Source organism: Vibrio ulleungensis (assembly GCF_016900875.1).
GTDB classification, from domain to species: domain Bacteria; phylum Pseudomonadota; class Gammaproteobacteria; order Enterobacterales; family Vibrionaceae; genus Vibrio; species Vibrio ulleungensis.
In genome coordinates, this window is the sequence record NZ_JAFEUM010000009.1 from 106,519 (window position 1) to 125,977 (window position 19,459).

13 protein-coding genes are annotated in these 19,459 nt (G+C 46.4%); 6 read left to right on the forward strand and 7 right to left on the reverse strand.

Features of this window, described 5'->3' with window-relative positions:
* The first annotated feature begins 32 nt into the window (after positions 1 to 32).
* Complete coding sequence (spoT, locus tag JQC93_RS18015) at positions 33 to 2,153, forward strand: bifunctional GTP diphosphokinase/guanosine-3',5'-bis pyrophosphate 3'-pyrophosphohydrolase (RefSeq protein ID WP_205159746.1); 2,121 nt, start codon at positions 33 to 35, stop codon at positions 2,151 to 2,153.
* Positions 2,154 to 2,203: 50 nt separating this feature from the next.
* Positions 2,204 to 2,890, forward strand: coding sequence for a tRNA (guanosine(18)-2'-O)-methyltransferase TrmH (gene trmH / locus JQC93_RS18020; RefSeq protein WP_205159747.1), 687 nt, complete (start codon positions 2,204 to 2,206; stop codon positions 2,888 to 2,890).
* Here trmH and radC read toward each other — a convergent pair.
* Positions 2,887 to 3,561 carry a RadC family protein gene (gene radC, locus JQC93_RS18025; protein WP_205159748.1) on the reverse strand — a complete coding sequence of 225 codons (675 nt, stop codon included), beginning with the start codon at positions 3,559 to 3,561 and terminating at the stop codon, positions 2,887 to 2,889. The two genes, trmH and radC, sit on opposite strands and share 4 nt — an antisense overlap.
* Before the next feature lie 211 nt (positions 3,562 to 3,772).
* On the opposite strand from radC, the gene coaBC reads away from it, so the two are divergent.
* From coaBC to lpxL, 3 genes are all read left to right on the forward strand, one after another.
* A complete protein-coding gene (gene coaBC / locus JQC93_RS18030; protein WP_205159749.1) occupies positions 3,773 to 4,975 on the forward strand; it encodes a bifunctional phosphopantothenoylcysteine decarboxylase/phosphopantothenate--cysteine ligase CoaBC in 1,203 nt (400 codons plus the stop codon).
* 139 nt (positions 4,976 to 5,114) lie between these two features.
* Entirely contained in the window at positions 5,115 to 5,705 is a 591-nt protein-coding gene (gene slmA / locus JQC93_RS18035) for a nucleoid occlusion factor SlmA (protein WP_205159750.1), read from the forward strand.
* 15 nt (positions 5,706 to 5,720) lie between these two features.
* Positions 5,721 to 6,665: an LpxL/LpxP family Kdo(2)-lipid IV(A) lauroyl/palmitoleoyl acyltransferase gene (gene lpxL / locus JQC93_RS18040; RefSeq protein ID WP_205159751.1), complete on the forward strand. Its 945-nt coding sequence runs from the start codon at positions 5,721 to 5,723 to the stop codon at positions 6,663 to 6,665.
* A gap of 63 nt (positions 6,666 to 6,728) precedes the next feature.
* Here lpxL and hemE read toward each other — a convergent pair whose 3' ends face one another.
* Together hemE and nudC are read right to left on the reverse strand one after the other, a co-directional pair.
* Complete coding sequence (hemE, locus tag JQC93_RS18045) at positions 6,729 to 7,796, reverse strand: uroporphyrinogen decarboxylase (protein WP_205159752.1); 1,068 nt, start codon at positions 7,794 to 7,796, stop codon at positions 6,729 to 6,731.
* A gap of 247 nt (positions 7,797 to 8,043) precedes the next feature.
* The gene (nudC, locus tag JQC93_RS18050; protein WP_205159753.1) at positions 8,044 to 8,823 is read right to left on the reverse strand and encodes an NAD(+) diphosphatase; all 780 of its coding nucleotides are present in this window, start codon (positions 8,821 to 8,823) and stop codon (positions 8,044 to 8,046) included.
* 140 nt (positions 8,824 to 8,963) lie between these two features.
* Here nudC and rsd point away from each other — a divergent pair, with 140 nt between their 5' ends.
* Positions 8,964 to 9,446 (forward strand): sigma D regulator, encoded by a 483-nt coding sequence (rsd, locus tag JQC93_RS18055; protein ID WP_205159754.1) that lies wholly within the window; start codon positions 8,964 to 8,966, stop codon positions 9,444 to 9,446.
* Between the two features lie 424 nt (positions 9,447 to 9,870).
* Here the strand turns inward: rsd and rpoC are convergent, their stop codons facing one another.
* From rpoC to rplJ, 4 genes are all read right to left on the reverse strand, one after another.
* Positions 9,871 to 14,070, reverse strand: coding sequence for a DNA-directed RNA polymerase subunit beta' (rpoC, locus tag JQC93_RS18060; protein WP_205159755.1), 4,200 nt, complete (start codon positions 14,068 to 14,070; stop codon positions 9,871 to 9,873).
* Positions 14,071 to 14,156: 86 nt separating this feature from the next.
* Positions 14,157 to 18,185: a DNA-directed RNA polymerase subunit beta gene (gene rpoB / locus JQC93_RS18065; RefSeq protein WP_205159756.1), complete on the reverse strand. Its 4,029-nt coding sequence runs from the start codon at positions 18,183 to 18,185 to the stop codon at positions 14,157 to 14,159.
* 225 nt (positions 18,186 to 18,410) lie between these two features.
* On the reverse strand, positions 18,411 to 18,779 hold the full coding sequence (gene rplL / locus JQC93_RS18070; protein ID WP_205159757.1) for a 50S ribosomal protein L7/L12: 369 nt from the start codon (positions 18,777 to 18,779) through the stop codon (positions 18,411 to 18,413).
* Between the two features lie 57 nt (positions 18,780 to 18,836).
* Complete coding sequence (gene rplJ, locus JQC93_RS18075) at positions 18,837 to 19,331, reverse strand: 50S ribosomal protein L10 (RefSeq protein WP_205159758.1); 495 nt, start codon at positions 19,329 to 19,331, stop codon at positions 18,837 to 18,839.
* Positions 19,332 to 19,459 lie beyond the last annotated feature (128 nt).

Consider the following 19,459-nt stretch of genomic DNA (forward strand, 5'->3'; position numbering starts at 1 on the left):
ATACTTTAAGACAACATAGTTAAGGCCTTAGTTTGTATCTATTCGATAGCCTAAAAGATGTTGCCCAAGACTATCTCTCAGAGCCTCAAGTTGAGGCTCTGCGTCAATCTTATGTGGTAGCAAAGGACGCTCACGAAGGTCAGACCCGCTCCAGCGGTGAACCTTACATCATCCACCCTGTCGCAGTGGCACGGATCCTTGCCGAGATGCGTCTCGACCTTGAAACGCTGCAAGCCGCACTATTGCATGACGTCATTGAAGATACCGAAGTCACCAAAGAAGAACTGCAAGAGCAGTTTGGAACGGCGGTTGCCGAATTGGTTGATGGTGTCTCCAAACTAGACAAACTTAAATTTCGTGACCGTAAAGAAGCCCAAGCGGAAAACTTTCGCAAGATGGTTTTGGCCATGGTACAAGACATTCGCGTCATATTGATCAAACTTGCCGACCGTACACATAATATGCGTACGCTAGGTGCATTGCGCCCAGACAAGCGTCGCCGTATTGCTCGCGAAACTCTCGAAATTTACTCTCCATTGGCCCATCGTTTAGGCATCCATAACATTAAAAGCGAACTCGAAGAGCTCGGTTTTGAAGCCTTATACCCAAATCGTTATCGCGTACTTAAAGAAGTCGTGAAAACGGCACGTGGTAACCGCAAAGAGATGATAGCTCGAATTCACTCTGAGCTAGAGGGGCGATTGGCTGAATGCGGTCTAAATGCAAAAGTGGTGGGGCGTGAGAAAAACCTGTTCTCTATCTACAATAAAATGAAAACCAAAGAGCAGCGATTCCATACCATTATGGACATCTATGCTTTTCGTGTCATTGTCGATACCGCAGACACTTGCTATCGAGTACTCGGCCAAGTCCATAGTCTGTATAAGCCGCGTCCTGGCCGGATGAAAGACTACATAGCAGTACCAAAAGCGAATGGATACCAGTCTATCCACACCTCAATGGTTGGGCCACACGGTGTTCCTGTCGAGGTTCAAATTAGAACCGAAGATATGGATCAAATGGCAGACAAAGGTGTTGCAGCGCATTGGTCGTATAAGAGTAATTCTGATCGCACTGGTACCACTGCACAAATAAAAGCGCAGCGCTGGATGCAAAGCTTACTCGAGCTGCAACAAAGTGCCGGTAACTCATTTGAGTTTATAGAAAACGTGAAGTCAGATCTGTTCCCAGACGAGATTTACGTATTCACACCAAAAGGTCGCATCGTTGAAATGCCAGTTGGTGCAACGGCGGTAGACTTTGCGTACGCAGTACATACCGATGTAGGTAATACCTGTGTCGGTGCGCGCGTTGATCGAAATCCTTACCCACTGAGTAAAGCACTTAAAAATGGCCAGACAGTTGAGATTATCTCGGCTCCAGGCGCTCGCCCTAACGCGGCTTGGCTTAACTATGTAGTGACTTCTCGAGCCCGAGCAAAAATCCGTCAAGTGCTCAAAACCATGCGTCGTGACGAGTCTATTATGCTGGGTCGTCGCCTACTTAACCATGCGTTGGGACGTCATAACATCGATTCGGTTTATCCACAAAACCTGGATCACGTGCTTACCGAGCTCAAACTCGAATCAGTAGACGATATGCTTGCTGCGATTGGTTTAGGTGAGTTGATGAGTATTGTCATCGCGCGTCGCTTGCTTGGTGATGCTGACGAACTGACCGAAACCAGCTCCGTGGAGAAACGTTCTGATAAGAAACTATCGATCAAAGGTGCCGATGGGATCTTGCTGACATACGCTAACTGTTGTCACCCTATTCCAGGCGATCACATTGTTGCTCACGTTTCACCTGGACGCGGTCTTGTTGTTCACGTTGAGACCTGCCCAAATATACGTGGCTACCAAAAAGAGCCAGACAAATATATGGCAGTGCAATGGTCTGATGAACACGAGCAGGAGTTCATCACCGAACTGCAAGTCGATATGCAAAACTCACAGGGTGCATTAGCAGCACTAACGAACGTCATTTCTCGCACCGGCTCGAACATACATGGTATTTCGACAGAAGAGAAAGATGGCCGCTTATATGCCGTGAATGTCTCATTGACGACGAAAGACCGTGTACACCTCGCTGGCATCGTTAGGAAAATACGAGTGATGCCTCAAGTACTTAGAGTCAGACGAAGAAAACGTTAACTTATAATCCCTAGCTTCGCTAGGGATTACTTTTTTACGCGACAAAATCCATGAATTTAGAACGTTACAACCGTATCCAACAGGTTCTTAAATCAAGACAGCCTGATCTCACTTTGTGCCTTGAAGAAGTGCACAAACCCAACAACGTATCGGCCATTATTCGTAGTGCCGATGCAACCGGCGTACATAAAATCCACGCGGTTTGGCCCGATCCAAAGATGCGCACCCTCAGCCATACCTCTGCGGGTGCGAGAAACTGGGTAGACGTAGAGACTCACGAAAATATAGACGATGCAGTTGCTACGCTCAAGTCTGAGAACATGCAGATCTTAGCGACTCACTTGTCCGACAGTGCAGTCGATTATCGGGACGTCGACTATACGAAACCAACCGCAATATTATTAGGTGGGGAAAAGCACGGTATATCAAAGCATGCCCTATCATTAGCGGATCAGGACATTATTATCCCAATGGTCGGCATGGTGCAGTCACTTAATGTGTCAGTGGCCAGTGCGCTAATACTCTATGAAGCTCAAAGGCAGCGTCAAATGGCCGGATACTACGATCGCGAACAGTCTGCGCTCTCTGACGAAGTGATCCATAGAACCTTATTTGAGCGAGGCCACCCAGTATTAGCCAAAGTCGCAAAGAGAAAGGGGCTGAGCTATCCACCACTGGATGAATTGGGACAGATTGACGCACCAGAATCATGGTGGGCAGAGATGCAGCGACGCTAAACCCAACCTCGCTCAGCAAACGAAACAACCTCCCCATCACCGATGACAAAATGATCCAGCAAGCGAATATCAACAAGGCGCAATGCGTTAATCAGTCTTTCGGTGATCCTTCTATCTGCCTGGCTTGGCTCTGCCAACCCAGATGGATGGTTGTGAGCCACGAGTATACTGGCAGCGCTGCATTCCAAAGCACGACTTACCACTTCCCTTGGGTAAACAGACGCACTGTCTAATGTGCCTTCGAATAACATTTCATAGCTGATCATGCGATTTTGATTGTCTAAATACAGCACATAAAAAGCTTCTCTTTCACGTCCTCGTAATATCGACATCAAAAACAATTTGCTCTGCTCTGGACTGCATAAAGCATCACCCCGCGTAAGTGTTTCTGATAGCTGCCTGCGCATCAACTCTGCGACTGCGTGTAATTGTGCGTACGTCGCTTCGCCGAGCCCTTTCGTTTGGCAAAACTGCGCCTTCGGCGCACTGAGTAAATTTCGAAGCGACCCATGTTGTTCAATGATCTGCTGCGCCAACTGCAATACATCGACGCCTCTTGTGCCGGTACCCAATAGAAGAGCCAACAGTTCACTATCACTCAAATTATGAGCCCCTTTTGACAGTAGTTTCTCTCGTGGTTTTAGCGTATTTGGCAACGCTTTTAGGCTCATAGAGTCTCCTTTTTTAATTAGTATTGCTCTTCACTCCTCAGGGTTTGAACGACTAAACCTGAATTTACGAGCGATGCTCTGTTTTCACTAGGTGCGTTACATCTGTTACACAAATTTGAAATGAATTCAGGGAGTAAGAAATTTCCGCAAAGGTTATCCGGTCATAAATTTGTGATAAAGTGAGCCGCAGCAGAAGAATGAGGAGAATGGCATGACAACCCTGGCTGGAAAACGCATTGTTTTAGGGATTACTGGCGGAATTGCCGCCTATAAATGTGCAGAGTTAACTCGTCGCCTTAGCGAACGTGGTGCAACGGTAAAAGTGGTTATGACAGCCGCTGCAAAAGAGTTTATCACGCCACTGACTATGCAAGCCGTGTCGGGTTCACCGGTTGCAGATAGCTTGCTTGATCCCGCAGCAGAAGCATCGATGGGCCACATTGAGTTTGCCAAATGGGCCGATCTTATCGTCATTGCTCCTGCCAGCGCTGATTCAATCGCTCGCATTCGAGCGGGTATGGGCAACGACCTACTGACCACTATAATCTTAGCCAGTGAAGCCCCTATTGCCATTGCACCTGCGATGAACCAGCAGATGTATCGTAATCAAGCGACGCAAGAGAATATTGCTGCGCTTAACCAGCGCGGGTTTAACATCTGGGGCCCAGCACAGGGAGAACAGGCTTGTGGGGATGTTGGTCCAGGAAGAATGCTCGAACCCATGGAGTTAGTTGCACTGTGCGAACGATTTTTTACGCCTAAGGCTTGGTTGGGGAAACGCGTTACGATCACAGCAGGCCCAACTCGTGAAGCGATAGACCCTGTTCGCTATATCTCGAATCACAGCTCGGGGAAAATGGGCTATGCCTTAGCTCAGGCAGCGCTCGATCTTGGCGCAGAAGTAAATCTAATATCAGGCCCGGTTGAACTAGAAGCACCTGTTGGCGTTCAACTACATAGGGTCGACAGTGCGATGCAAATGCACCAAAAGTCGATGGAACTTGCCAAACAGTCAGACCTATTTATTGGGTGTGCTGCCGTCGCTGATTACCGCCCAGAACACATCGCCGACCAAAAGCTGAAAAAGCAAGACGGTAAAGATGACATGAACATTACCATGGTAAAAAACCCCGATATCATTGCCGATGTAGCGGGTTTGCAACAGCAACGCCCTATCACCGTGGGTTTTGCTGCCGAGACACAAGAAGTGATTGGCTATGCCAAGCAAAAACTAACGCGAAAGAATCTCGACCTAATCTGTGCGAATGATGTATCTATCGAAGGGCAAGGGTTTAATAGTCATCAGAATGCTTTGCACCTGATTTGGAAAGATGGTGAACGCTCACTACCTTTGCAAGCCAAAAAGCAACTTGCTTCCGAGATCCTCAACCACATTTCTGAGACTCTTCTATAACGATATAAGCTGCAGAGCACATATTTTGCTTAAGATGTGCTCATCATCGCCTTTGCATTGTGCAAATCACCTGTCTTCTAAGTAAATTTATTGTAAATTATGTCCTTAACATCAACCCAATATTGGTAAAGGAATCATAATGTCGGGCAGTCGTAGAAGTAATCGTCGAGAAGAGATATTACAAGCCTTGGCAGAAATGCTGGAGTCGAGTGAAGGTGCGTCACGCATAACCACCGCAAAGTTAGCGCAACAAGTCGGCGTCTCAGAAGCCGCGCTTTATCGCCACTTTCCCAGCAAAGCCAGAATGTTCGAAGGCTTAATCGAGTTTATCGAAGAGTCTGTATTTTCACGCATTAATCATATTATGGCGGTAGAAAAACAAACCTTAACTCGATTAGAGAAGGTCATGGCATTTATTTTACTCTTTGCCGAGCACAATAAAGGCTTGTCGCGGATTATGTCTGGACATGCGTTGATGTTTGAAAACGATCGTTTACGCGATCGAATTAATCAGTTTTTTGATAAAATTGAATCTCAACTTAAACAAATTTTACGCGAACGCGCTTTGCGAGAAGGTGAAGCCTTTAGTATCGATGAGCGTTTAATCGCCGCGACGCTACTCGCGCATATCGAAGGCAAGCTCAACCGATTCGTTCGCTCGGACTTCACCGCGCCACCAACCGCAAATTTTGATGAGTTTTGGGCTTTATATAGCCAACAGCTACAATAATTGTTAAGGAACACTATGAGCAAATACGCCCCGCCAACGTTTTCTCTATCATTACTCCATCCAAGGTATTGGAGCGTATGGTTTGGCTTTGGTTTATTAGCCATCATAGTCAATGTACTCCCTTATAAGGTTTTGAGAGCAATGGGATTCTCCCTAGGTAAACTCTCTATGCGATATGCAAAGGGGCGTGTCCATATCGCCAGACGTAACCTAGAGCTGGCCTTTCCTGACATGCCTCAGGATGAAATCGAATCGATCGTTGTTCAAAACTTTAAAAATACTGGTTTCGCACTGTTTGAAAGTGGGATCACATGGTTCTGGCCTACGTGGCGACTGAAACGACGTCTAAAGTCAGTCAACCTCGACGAAGTGATCGAATACGGCAAACAAGGGCGCGGCGTTCTGTTGTGCCATCCCCACACACTTAACTTAGAAATCAGTGCACGTGGTTTTGCGATACTAGGCTATCCCGGTTATGGCGTATATCGGCCACATGACAACCCCGCCTACGACTTTATTCAATTTTGGGGTCGCACCCACAATGGCAACAAACTTATTGACCGCAAAGACGTCAAGGCGATGATCAGAACGCTTAAGCAAGGCCATAGACTGTTCTATCTTGGCGATCACGATTATGGTCGTAACAAATCGGTGTTTGTGCCTTTCTTTGCTGTACAAGACGCTTGTACAACAACGGGTGCTAACATTCTATTTAGTGTCACCGACTGCGCAATGATGCCCGTCACTGGATTTAGAGACCAAAACGGGTTTTATGAGCTGAATCTCGCCCCGTCTATTTCCGATGATTACCCCAAGAAAGACGAAGTCGCGGGGGCCGCAATTATGAATAAAGCCTACGAGCAAGTTATATTGCGCCAAGTAGATCAGTGGATGTGGCTGCATAAGCGGTATAAAACAATGCAAGATGAGTCCCAGCGGAAAGGGATTCGTTATATGTAATTCATTTAGACGCTTCAACAAAAAAGGGACCTATTGGTCCCTTTTTTACGCTCGAACAGTCAACTACTTATGGTACGGCTTTGACAGTTCATGAACGGCATCAACAAACACACCTGCGTTTTCAGGTGGCACATCTAAGTGAATACCGTGCCCCAAGTTAAAGACATGACCAGTCCCAGCGTCACCAAATCCTTCTAAGATCGTACCTACTTCTTCGCGAATACGTTCTTTTGGCGCGTAAAGCACTGATGGATCCATATTGCCTTGTAAAGCAACTTTATCGCCGATGCGCGCTTTCGCGTCTGCAATGTTAATGGTCCAATCTAGACCTACAGCATCACAACCTGTCGCGGCAATTTTTTCCAGCCACATACCACCATTTTTAGTAAATAGTGTCACCGGAACTCGACGACCTTCGTTTTCTCGAATAAGGCCATCAACAATCTTATGCATGTATTGAAGTGAGAATAGGTTGTAATCACGAGGCGTGAGTACTCCACCCCAAGTATCAAACACCATTACTGATTGTGCACCCGCCTTAATTTGCGCGTTGAGATACTCGATCACACTATCTGCAAGCTTATCGAGCAGTGCATGCAATGTCTGCGGCTCGGCATACATCATTTTTTTGATCTTTGTGAATGCTTTAGAGCCACTTCCTTCAACCATATAGGTCGCCAGCGTCCACGGACTTCCAGAGAAACCAATGAGCGGTACATCGCCATTGAGATCTTTTCTGATCTGGCGCACCGCATTCATGACATATTGAAGTTCGCCTTCTGGATCCGGTAAGCCAATTTTATCTACATCGGCTTTACAGGTTATAGGTTTATCAAAAATTGGGCCTTCACCTTGAGCGAAACGCAGTTCCAAACCCATCGCATCAGGAATGGTCAAAATGTCCGAAAACAAAATCGCGGCATCTAATGGGAAACGTTTCAATGGCTGAAGGGTCACCTCTGACGCTAACTCGGCATTTTTACATAACGACATAAAGTCGCCTGCCACTGCGCGTGTAGCTCGATACTCAGGTAGATAGCGACCCGCTTGTCTCATCATCCATACTGGGGTCATATCTACAGGTTGCTTTAGCAACGCTCGTAGATAACGGTCATTTTTTAGTTCAGTCATTGTTCTTCTTTTTCCATTGACGAAAGCGTTATATTAACACTTTTTTATACGCAGTTTTAACGCGGGTTTGAGCTATGGATCATGTTCTAAGCCTTAGAGTGCAATAACAATTTGCGTCTAAAGTTTGTCCATGTTAAAAATTTGTTCGCTAGCGAAAACTATAATTGAAACTCTAACGAGTTCGAAATCTCATAACGACATCTTACTTACCCCCTCCCTTACCGGAGGGTTTTTTTTTGCCTATAAGTTATCCCTGGCCAGTTGCCAGATCGATCAATTCCCGCGCAATAGTCCCCGGAGGAGCCATCTCTGGTAAGTCATTGAAGTCAAACCACTGCGCATCCACCAACTCGTGCTGATCTATTTTAATCTCACCAGATTCATATTCTGCAGTAAAACCGACCATAAGACTGTTTGAAAACGCCCAAGGCTGGCTGCCGACATATTCGATCTTCTTCACTCTAATTTGGCTTTCTTCGTAGACTTCACGCTCGACACACTCTTCAAGTGTCTCTCCGCTTTCTAGATAGCCCGCTAACACGGTGTAAAACGGTTTTTTGTGCCTATGGTGCTTAGCGAGCAAAATCTTTCCTTGTTTCACTACAGCGACAATTATGCAGGGGTATATGCGTGGGTAATGCTGAGTGCGACAGTCACTGCACTGCATGGACAGCTCACGACGATTAAAGTGAGTTCGGCCCCCACAACTGCTACAAAAACGCTGAGTATGAAGCATATTTTCGAGCACCATCGCTTTGCTCGCTAAATGAAAAAGCGGTTTATCTAGGGTTAAAAACTCTCGCATAGACAAATACTCTACCTCAGGCAAAGACTCCGCATCCTCACTTGGTAGCCAGTACACTTGATACCCTTGGTAGTGATCCAGTTTTACTGCGGCGCTCTTATCGATATTCAGCTCATCGGATGTCCCAAACAACAATTCGCCATCACGCGTTGCTATATCTGTATTAAGCACGCTCAACCAATAAGCTTTTTCCGATTGCTCATGGTTACTTTTTCTTAACATCGTTATGCTCCCTCTTGAAGATCACGCAGTTTACTGGCACTCTAACCTTACGCTAACAGTAAGTTTTCTCCTAAGAATTCTTGGTTAGTCTTCACCAATTTTTTAAATAGAGTGAAGTACCGGATCATGAGGATGTGGCTATGCTAAACAAGTTTAAACAAGTACAACAAGAATGGGGCGGTCAAAGCGCTGTCATTGACCACTGGCTTGAGACACGTCAACAGCTCATCGTCGAGTATTGTAAGCTGTTATCAATACAGCCAAACGCAACACAAGGGATTGTGAGTTTACCTTCTAGCGCAGACATGGCTAGCTTCTGCGGGCACCTTGTCGACTATATTTCTGAGGGGCACTTCAAGATTTACGACATGGTCATGGATCGCTGGAAAGCTACCGGTTTTCAAACTAATCAAGAGATCGACACCACTTACTCTAAGATAATTCTAACCACTGAGCCTCTGTTAGAATTCACCGATACATACGCCGATAATAGTAACTTGGAAGAAACGAATGTCATTGAAGATCTTTCCAAAGTCGGAGAGATATTAGAGCTTAGATTTGAAGTAGAAGATGCTTTGATCCAAATGATAGCAGAGAGTCTTGCTGTTCCACCTGGTGCATAATGTGTCGGCCCATGTTGCCTAAGCTCAGCATGGTCCGAAAATCTCTTGGTTTACATTTTATCACTCACGTTCGGGCTCAGGTCGAGTGAACAGATGAGGTTAAAGTAACCTTAACTTGCGTAGACATTGTCATAATGTCGCCTACTCACATCATTAGAGCCCATCACTTTTCTTGTGTATTAAAATGAAGAGTAGCCTTTCACATCTATGGATTGACCAATCCATAAAGCAATCAATACATTGAGTATGCATAGGCAGCTAATACAACTATCGATAGTCCCTACTTGGCGAAAACGCTTCGCTTAGCAATAAATAATAGCTCGCAAGCCACTTTAATTTAGATTAGAACGCACTGAAGCGGTTCCAGAATTATAGATACAAAAAAGGCACCCTAAGGTGCCTTTTTAACTATCTATCGACTGTATTACTCTTCGTCAGAGAATCCAGCGTTAAGTAGTGCCGCAAGATTGTCTGTCGCTTGTTCAGCTGATGGACCTTCTGTTTCTTCACGCTGCTTAGCACGGTCTTGGTGATACGCAAAACCAGTACCCGCAGGGATCAGACGACCAACAATAACGTTCTCTTTCAGACCACGAAGGTCATCACGCTTACCAGAAACTGCAGCTTCTGTTAGTACGCGAGTCGTTTCCTGGAACGATGCTGCTGAGATAAATGACTCAGTAGCAAGAGACGCTTTAGTGATACCCAGTAGTTCACGCTCAAAACGGATTAGCTCTTTGCCTTCAGCTTCTAGCTGACGGTTAGTAATCTTAACTTGAGAGTATTCTACTTGCTCACCAGGTAGGAACTCAGAGTCTCCACCGTGGGTGATAGTACACTTACGCAACATCTGACGAACGATTGTCTCGATGTGCTTATCGTTAATCTTAACCCCTTGCAGACGGTAAACTTCTTGTACTTCGTTAGCGATGTACTGAGTTACCGCGTGGATACCACGCAAACGCAAGATGTCATGCGGTGTTTCTGGACCGTCGGCGATAACATCACCACGTTCCACTTTTTCACCTTCAAACACGTTAAGCTGACGATGTTTAGGGATCATCTCTTCGTAGGCCTCACCAGACTCACGAGTGATCACTAGACGACGCTTACCTTTAGTCTCTTTACCAAAGCTCACAGTACCTGTGTGCTCAGCAAGGATCGCAGGCTCTTTTGGCTTACGAGCTTCAAATAGGTCAGCAACTCGTGGAAGACCACCGGTGATATCTTTGTTTCCGCCAGACTTCTGAGGGATACGAGATAGAGTGTCACCAATGCCTACTTCTGCGCCATCTTCGATGTTTACAATCGCTTTACCAGGTAGGAAGTAAGACGCTGGCATATCAGTACCAGGGATCATTACGTCATTACCTTGCTCATCAACAAGTTTGATTGCTGGACGCATATCTTTACCTGCTGCTGGGCGAGCTGCGGCTTCAGTTACCTCTGAAGACGAAAGACCGGTTAGGTCATCAGTCTGACGAGATACGGTTACACCGTCGATCATGTCAACGAATTGGATGCGACCCGCTACTTCAGTAATGATTGGTAGGGTGTGCGCTTCCCAGTTTGCTACTGTTTCGCCAACGCCAACCGCTTCGCCGTCGCCTTTGCTTAACATAGAACCGTAAGGAAGTTTGTGCTTCTCTTTAGTACGACCAAACTCATCAATGATGGTTAGTTCAGAGGCACGAGAAGTAATAACCAGTTTCTTATCTTTATTGATAACGAACTTAGCGTTGTTCAGTCTTACAGTACCAGCGTTCTTAGTTTGAACACTGTTCTCTGCCGCCGCTGTAGATGCAGCACCACCGATGTGGAACGTACGCATGGTAAGCTGTGTACCCGGTTCACCGATTGACTGAGCCGCGATAACGCCAACTGCTTCACCAGTGTTAACCATGTGGCCACGTGCTAGGTCACGACCGTAACAGAACTTACAACAACCGAAGTCAGAATCACAGGTTACAACAGAACGTACTTTTAGTTGGTCAACTGAGTTCTCATCAATGATTTGACACCATTTCTCGTCAATTAGCGTATTGCGAGGGATAAGAACTTCTTCAGTACCTGGCTTAACCACGTCTTCTGCAACAACACGACCAAGGGCTAGTTCAGTAAGAGGAACCTTAACATCACCACCTTCGATGTGCGGCATCATATCGACACCTTCGTGAGTACCACAATCGTCTTCAGTGACTACAACATCTTGCGCTACGTCTACTAGACGACGCGTTAGGTAACCCGAGTTCGCAGTCTTAAGTGCCGTATCGGCAAGACCCTTACGAGCACCGTGAGTAGAGATAAAGTACTGAAGTACGTTTAGACCTTCTTTAAAGTTCGCGGTGATTGGCGTTTCGATGATTGAACCATCTGGACGCGCCATCAGACCACGCATACCGGCAAGCTGACGAATCTGCGCAGCAGAACCACGAGCACCGGAGTCGGCCATCATGTAGATGCTGTTGAAAGACTCTTGCTGTTCTTCTTCACCGTCGCGGTTAACCACCGTTTCAGAAGACAAGTTGTCCATCATCGCTTTTGCTACACGATCGTTGGTTGAAGCCCAGATATCGATAACTTTGTTGTATCGCTCACCCGCAGTTACAAGACCAGATTGGAACTGCTCTTGAATTTCGCGAACTTCTTCTTCAGCTTCTGAGATTTCAGTGTACTTCGCATCAGGTACAACCATATCGTCGATACCAACAGATACACCAGAAAGTGCCGCGTATGCGAAACCAGCGTACATGATTTGGTCAGCGAAGATTACAGTGTCCTTAAGACCTAGTGAACGGTACGCTTCATCAAGCAGTTTAGAAATCTGCTTTTTACCTAGCTTTTGGTTTACCAGTTCAAACGGTAGGCCCGATGGAACGATTTGCCAAAGCATTGCACGACCGATAGTGGTATCCACCAACTTAGTCTCGGTATTGCGCTCACCATTATCATCAATGGTGGTTTCGGTGATGCGAACTTTCACGCGAGCGTGAAGCTCTGCGCTCTTAGTGCGGTACGCTTTCTCTGCTTCTTCTGGAGAAGCAAGGTACATACCTTCACCCTTCACATTAATCTTGTCACGAGTCATGTAGTAAAGACCCAATACAACGTCCTGAGAAGGTACGATGATCGGATCACCTGACGCAGGTGACAGAATGTTGTTGGTCGACATCATTAGGGTACGTGCTTCTAACTGTGCTTCCAGAGTTAGAGGTACGTGTACCGCCATTTGGTCACCATCGAAGTCGGCGTTGTATGCCGCACACACTAGTGGGTGAAGCTGAATCGCTTTACCTTCGATAAGTACAGGTTCGAAAGCCTGGATACCCAAACGGTGAAGTGTAGGTGCACGGTTAAGCAGTACAGGGTGTTCACGGATAACTTCATCCAGAATATCCCATACAATCGCTTCTTCACGCTCTACCATCTTCTTCGCAGCTTTGATTGTCGTAGCCATGCCACGAGACTCAAGTTTTGCGTAGATGAATGGCTTGAATAGCTCTAGTGCCATCTTCTTAGGAAGACCACACTGATGCAGACGAAGGTATGGACCTACGGTGATTACCGAACGACCAGAGTAGTCTACACGCTTACCAAGAAGGTTCTGACGGAAACGACCTTGTTTACCCTTGATCATATCAGCAAGAGATTTCAGAGGACGCTTGTTAGAACCTGTAATAGCACGACCACGACGACCGTTATCTAGAAGGGCATCAACAGACTCTTGCAACATACGCTTCTCGTTACGTACGATGATGTCTGGAGCCGCTAGCTCTAGAAGACGCTTCAAACGGTTGTTACGGTTGATCACACGACGGTAAAGGTCGTTAAGATCAGACGTTGCAAAACGGCCACCATCTAGTGGTACTAGAGGGCGAAGATCTGGCGGCAATACAGGTAGAACCGTTAGGATCATCCACTCAGGGTTGTTACCCGAAGCAACGAACGCTTCTACTAGCTTAAGACGCTTAGTGATCTTCTTACGCTTAGTTTCAGAGTTAGTAGACTCCAATTCTTCACGCATTTGTTCTGCTTCTGCATTTAGGTCCATTGTGTAAAGCAGATCTTTGATCGCTTCCGCACCCATTTTTGCAGTGAACTCATCACCGTACTCTTCGAGTTTGTCTAGGTACTCTTCTTCTGTCAGCATTTGACCTTTTTCAAGATCAGTCATACCAGATTCAGTGACCACGTACATTTCAAAGTACAGTACACGCTCGATATCACGTAGTGGAATGTCCATAAGCAGACCAATACGAGACGGCAGTGATTTTAGGAACCAGATGTGTGCAACAGGTGACGCCAATTCGATGTGGCCCATACGGTCACGACGAACTTTAGTTTGCGTTACTTCTACGCCACATTTTTCACAGATAACACCACGGTGCTTCAAACGCTTGTACTTTCCACAAAGACATTCGTAGTCTTTTACTGGGCCAAAGATACGCGCACAAAACAGACCATCACGCTCAGGCTTGAACGTACGGTAGTTAATAGTTTCTGGTTTTTTTACTTCACCAAATGACCATGAACGGATCATATCAGGTGAAGAAAGACCGATTTTGATCGCGTCAAATTCTTCAGTCTTATGTTGTGCTTTTAGAAAGTTTAATAAGTCTTTCACAATCAGCTCCTGTTAGGAGTTAAAAGATGCTTGTCGCCCACCGGAGACAAGCATCTCCACAACAGTTAATCACTCTTACGAGATGATTACTCTTCGTCTTCTAACTCGATGTTAATACCTAGCGAGCGAATCTCTTTCAACAATACGTTGAACGATTCTGGCATGCCTGGTTCCATCGAATGGTTACCGTCGACGATGTTTTTATACATCTTAGTACGACCGTTTACGTCATCCGATTTCACCGTTAGCATCTCTTGAAGGGTGTAAGCAGCACCGTATGCTTCTAGTGCCCATACCTCCATCTCACCGAAACGCTGGCCACCGAACTGAGCTTTACCACCAAGTGGTTGCTGAGTTACTAGGCTGTACGAACCAGTAGAACGAGCGTGCATCTTGTCATCAACCAAGTGGTTTAGTTTCAGCATGTACATGTAACCTACAGTTACAGGACGCTCAAACGCATCACCGGTACGACCATCGAACAACGTTAGCTGGCCAGACGCTGGTAGGTCAGCTAGCACAAGTAGTTCTTTGATTGATTTCTCAGAAGCACCATCGAACACAGGAGTTGCAATCGGTAGACCGCCGCGAAGGTTCTTAATAAGAGTGCGAACTTCGTCGTCGCTCAGAGAAGCAATATCGACTTCTTGGCGAGTGCCGCCTAGGTCGTATACTTTCTGCAAGAATTCACGGAACTTCGCGAGCTCTTGTTGCTCTTTAACCATCTTGTTGATCTTGTCACCGATGCCTTTCGCGGCTAGACCTAAGTGTACTTCTAGGATCTGACCGATGTTCATACGTGACGGTACACCCAACGGGTTAAGCACGATATCGACTGGTCGGCCAGTTTCGTCATACGGCATATCTTCTACAGGGTTAATCTTAGAGATTACACCCTTGTTACCGTGACGACCCGCCATCTTATCACCAGGTTGGATACGACGTTTAACAGCTAGGTACACTTTAACGATCTTCAAAACGCCAGGCGCAAGGTCATCACCTTGGGTGATCTTGCGACGCTTGGTTTCAAATTTCTTATCGAAGTCAGCTTTTAGCTCGTCCCACTGCTCAGCAAGTTGCTCAAGCTTAGTTTGTAGGGCGTCGTCTTCAACAGACTGCTCTAGCCACTTCTTGCGCTCCATCGAGTCAAGTCGAGCTTCAGAGAAGCCGCCTTGCAGCAATACAGCACGAACACGCGCAAGTAGACCACCTTCGAGGATTTGGAATTCCTCAGTCAGGTCTTTCTTCGCTTCTTTCAGCTGCATTTGCTCGATTTCTAGAGCACGTTTGTCTTTTTCTACACCGTCGCGAGTAAACACTTGTACGTCGATGATGGTACCAGACACTGAGTTAGGAACACGCAAAGAGGTGTCTTTAACATCAGAGGCTTTCTCACCAAAGATCGCACGCAGAAGTTTCTCTTCTGGAGTAAGCTGAGTTTCACCCTTAGGCGTCACTTTACCTACTAGGATGTCGCCACCCTTAACTTCAGCACCGATGTAAACAATACCAGACTCATCCAGCTTCGATAGCGCTGCTTCACCTACGTTCGGGATATCCGCTGTGATCTCTTCAGAGCCCAGTTTAGTATCACGAGCCACACAAGAAAGCTCTTGAATGTGGATTGTAGTAAAGCGGTCTTCTTGAACAACGCGCTCAGAAACAAGGATTGAATCCTCAAAGTTGTAACCGTTCCAAGGCATGAATGCGATACGCATGTTCTGGCCTAGAGCCAACTCACCAAGGTCAGTTGATGGGCCGTCAGCAAGTACGTCGCCTTTTGCCACAGGCTCACCTGGCATCACAGTTGGACGCTGGTTGATACATGTGTTTTGGTTAGAACGGGTGTATTTGGTCAAGTTGTAGATGTCGATGCCTGCTTCACCAGGAACCAACTCTTCTTCGTTAACCTTAATCACGATGCGAGATGCGTCTACCGACTGTACAGTACCGCCACGTTTAGCAACCGCTGTTACACCAGAGTCAACCGCAATGCTGCGCTCGATACCAGTACCAACAAGTGGTTTGTCTGCACGTAGAGTAGGAACAGCCTGACGCTGCATGTTTGCACCCATCAAAGCACGGTTTGCATCATCGTGCTCTAGGAATGGGATTAGTGATGCCGCGATAGATACAACCTGGTTAGTTGCAACGTCCATATAATCGACGTTCTCGCGTGGGTGTAGACCCGACTCACCTTTTTGACGTGCTGTAATCAGCTCGTCAGCAAACGTACCTTCGCCAGTCAATACCGTGTTCGCCTGAGCGATAACGAATTGACCTTCTTGGATCGCAGAAAGGTAATCTACATCTTCAGTCACAATACCATCAACAACGCGACGGTAAGGGGTTTCTAGGAAACCAAACTCATTACAACGAGCGTACGCTGATAGTGAGTTAATCAGACCGATGTTTGGACCTTCAGGAGTCTCGATAGGACATAGACGACCGTAGTGCGTAACGTGTACGTCACGTACTTCAAAACCAGCACGCTCACGGGTAAGACCACCAGGACCAAGTGCCGAGATACGACGCTTGTGGGTCACTTCCGATAACGGGTTGTTTTGGTCCATGAACTGAGACAGCTGCGAAGAACCGAAGAACTCTTTTACTGCCGCAGAGATTGGCTTTGCGTTGATCAGATCTTGAGGCATGATCGCATCAAGGTCACCAAGGCTTAGACGCTCTTTAACAGCACGCTCTACACGAACTAGACCGACACGGAATTGGTTTTCTGCCATTTCGCCTACAGAGCGAATACGACGGTTACCAAGGTGATCGATATCATCGACTTCACCAATACCGTTACGGATAGCAATCAGTTTTCTGATCACTTCTACAATATCAGTCTCGTCAAGAGTACCTTGTTCACCAGCATCTTCACGGCCAATTGAGCTGTTAAACTTCATACGACCAACGGTCGATAGATCGTAACGCTCTTCCGAGAAGAATAGGCTTTCGAACAGAGCCTCTGCCGCTTCTTTCGTAGGCGGCTCACCAGGGCGCATCATGCGGTAGATTTCTACTAGCGCAGATAGGCGATCAGTGGTGCTGTCGACACGTAAGGTGTCAGACATGAACGGACCGTGGTCGAGATCATTGGTAAATAGAACCTGGATCGCTGTATGACCAGCTTGAGACAGATTAGCGAGCGCCTCTAGGCTGATTTCGTGGTTCGCGCCTACAATAACTTCGCCAGTCTCTTCGTTGATGTAGTCTTTAGCAGCTACTTTGCCAACGATGTACTCAACCGGTACTTCGATGAACTCAACGCCGTCTTTTTCTAATTGACGGATGTGACGCGCAGTAATGCGACGACCAGTTTCTACGTATTTCTTGCCGTTTGCTTCAATATCAAAAGAAGCAGTTTCACCGCGCAGACGCTCTGGAACAAGTTCCATCTTAAGCGCTTTATCTTGTACTTCGAAGTTTACTTTTTCGAAGAAGATATCAAGGATCTCTTCTGTGGTCTTATTAAGAGCACGAAGGATAATTGACGCAGGTAACTTACGACGACGGTCAATACGTACGTATAGATTATCTTTAGGGTCGAACTCAAAATCCAACCAAGAACCACGGTAAGGGATAACGCGTGCGTTATACAGGACCTTACCTGAAGAGTGGGTCTTACCTTTGTCACTGTCGAAGAACACGCCTGGGCTTCGATGCAGCTGAGATACGATAACCCTCTCGGTGCCGTTAATTACAAACGTACCATTGTCTGTCATGAGTGGAATTTCACCCATGTAGACTTCTTGTTCTTTAATGTCTTTTACGGTTCCCGCTGGTGCATCTTTATCAAACACAACAAGGCGCAATTTAACGCGAAGTGGTTTTGAATAAGTGACACCACGAATTTGACATTCTTTTACATCAAATACAGGCTCACCAAGACGATAGCTAACGTATTGCAGCTCGGAATTGCCGTTGTAGCTCTGAATTGGAAATACAGAACGAAAAGCAGCCTCAAGGCCATATTGTCCTTCAGGATCTTGCTCGATGAACTTGTCGAACGAATCAAGCTGGATCGAAAGAAGGTATGGTATGTCCAAAACTTGTGGACGGGTACCAAAATCCTTACGGATGCGCTTTTTCTCGGTATAGGAGTAAACCATGGGGTTCCTCAGCTCGCTGATAAGTGACCCAAACTACTCTCAACTGTCGTAGAGTAGTGACTAACGGCTGTTTTTAGGTGGTGCATCACCGGTAAAAGTGATGGTTTTTGCTTAGGCTTCGGTTTACAAACAGCGGAAAAAACACCGCAGCCCTACAGCGCAAAAAGGCCGGTGGTTATAAAACCACCAGCCAATAGCCATTTCGGCTATGAAATTAAGTAATAATTACTTAACTTCAACAGTCGCACCAGCTTCTTCTAGCTGTGCTTTAAGAGCTTCGGCTTCGTCTTTCTCGATGCCTTCTTTTAGAGGTGCTGGAGCACCGTCTACAAGACCTTTAGCTTCTTTAAGACCTAGGCCAGTTGCGCCACGTACTGCTTTGATAACAGCAACTTTGTTACCGCCAACAGCAGTAAGGATAACGTCAAACTCAGTTTGCTCAGCAGCAGCTTCGCCACCAGCAGCGCCACCAGCTACAACAGCAGCAGCAGCCGAAACGCCGAATTTTTCTTCCATCGCTTCGATTAGTTCAACAACTTGCATTACAGACATTTCTGCAACTGCGTCTAGGATTTGCTCGTTAGTAATAGACATAACAATTCTCTTTTAAGTCAACAATAAGTTTATTAAGCAACCAGTAAAAAGCAAGGCTTACGCCGCTTCTGCTTCTTTTTGATCGCGTAGTGCAGCGATGGTACGTACCAGCTTGCCAGCAGAAGCTTCTTTCATGCACATCATTAGGCGTGCAATTGCTTCGTCGTAAGTTGGTAGTGTCGCTAGTACATCAGCATCAGTTAATGCGCCTTCGAAGGCTGCAGCTTTAACTTCGAATTTATCATTCCCTTTGGCAAAGTCTTTGAAAAGACGCGCCGCAGCACCTGGGTGCTCGTTAGAGAATGCGATCAAAGTAGGACCAGTGAAAGCGTCTGCTAGACACTCGTAATCTGTTCCTTGAACTGCACGGCGTGCAAGAGTGTTACGCACAACTCTCATGTAAACACCCGCTTCACGCGCTTGTTTACGTAGAGAAGTCATGTCAGACACTTCAACACCACGTGAGTCAGCTACAACTGCAGAAAGTGCACCGCTGGCTGCTTCGTTGACTTCAGCAACAATTGCTTTTTTGTCTTGAAGATTTAAAGCCATCTTGGATTTACTCCTGGTTGTCGTTACACCACTCACTATCATCAGCGACAGTGAGAGTCATTTAGGTGCTTTTCCCAGAAGAAAGTTCACTACATAATCGATGACTATATAATTCTCTTTCTGTCAGT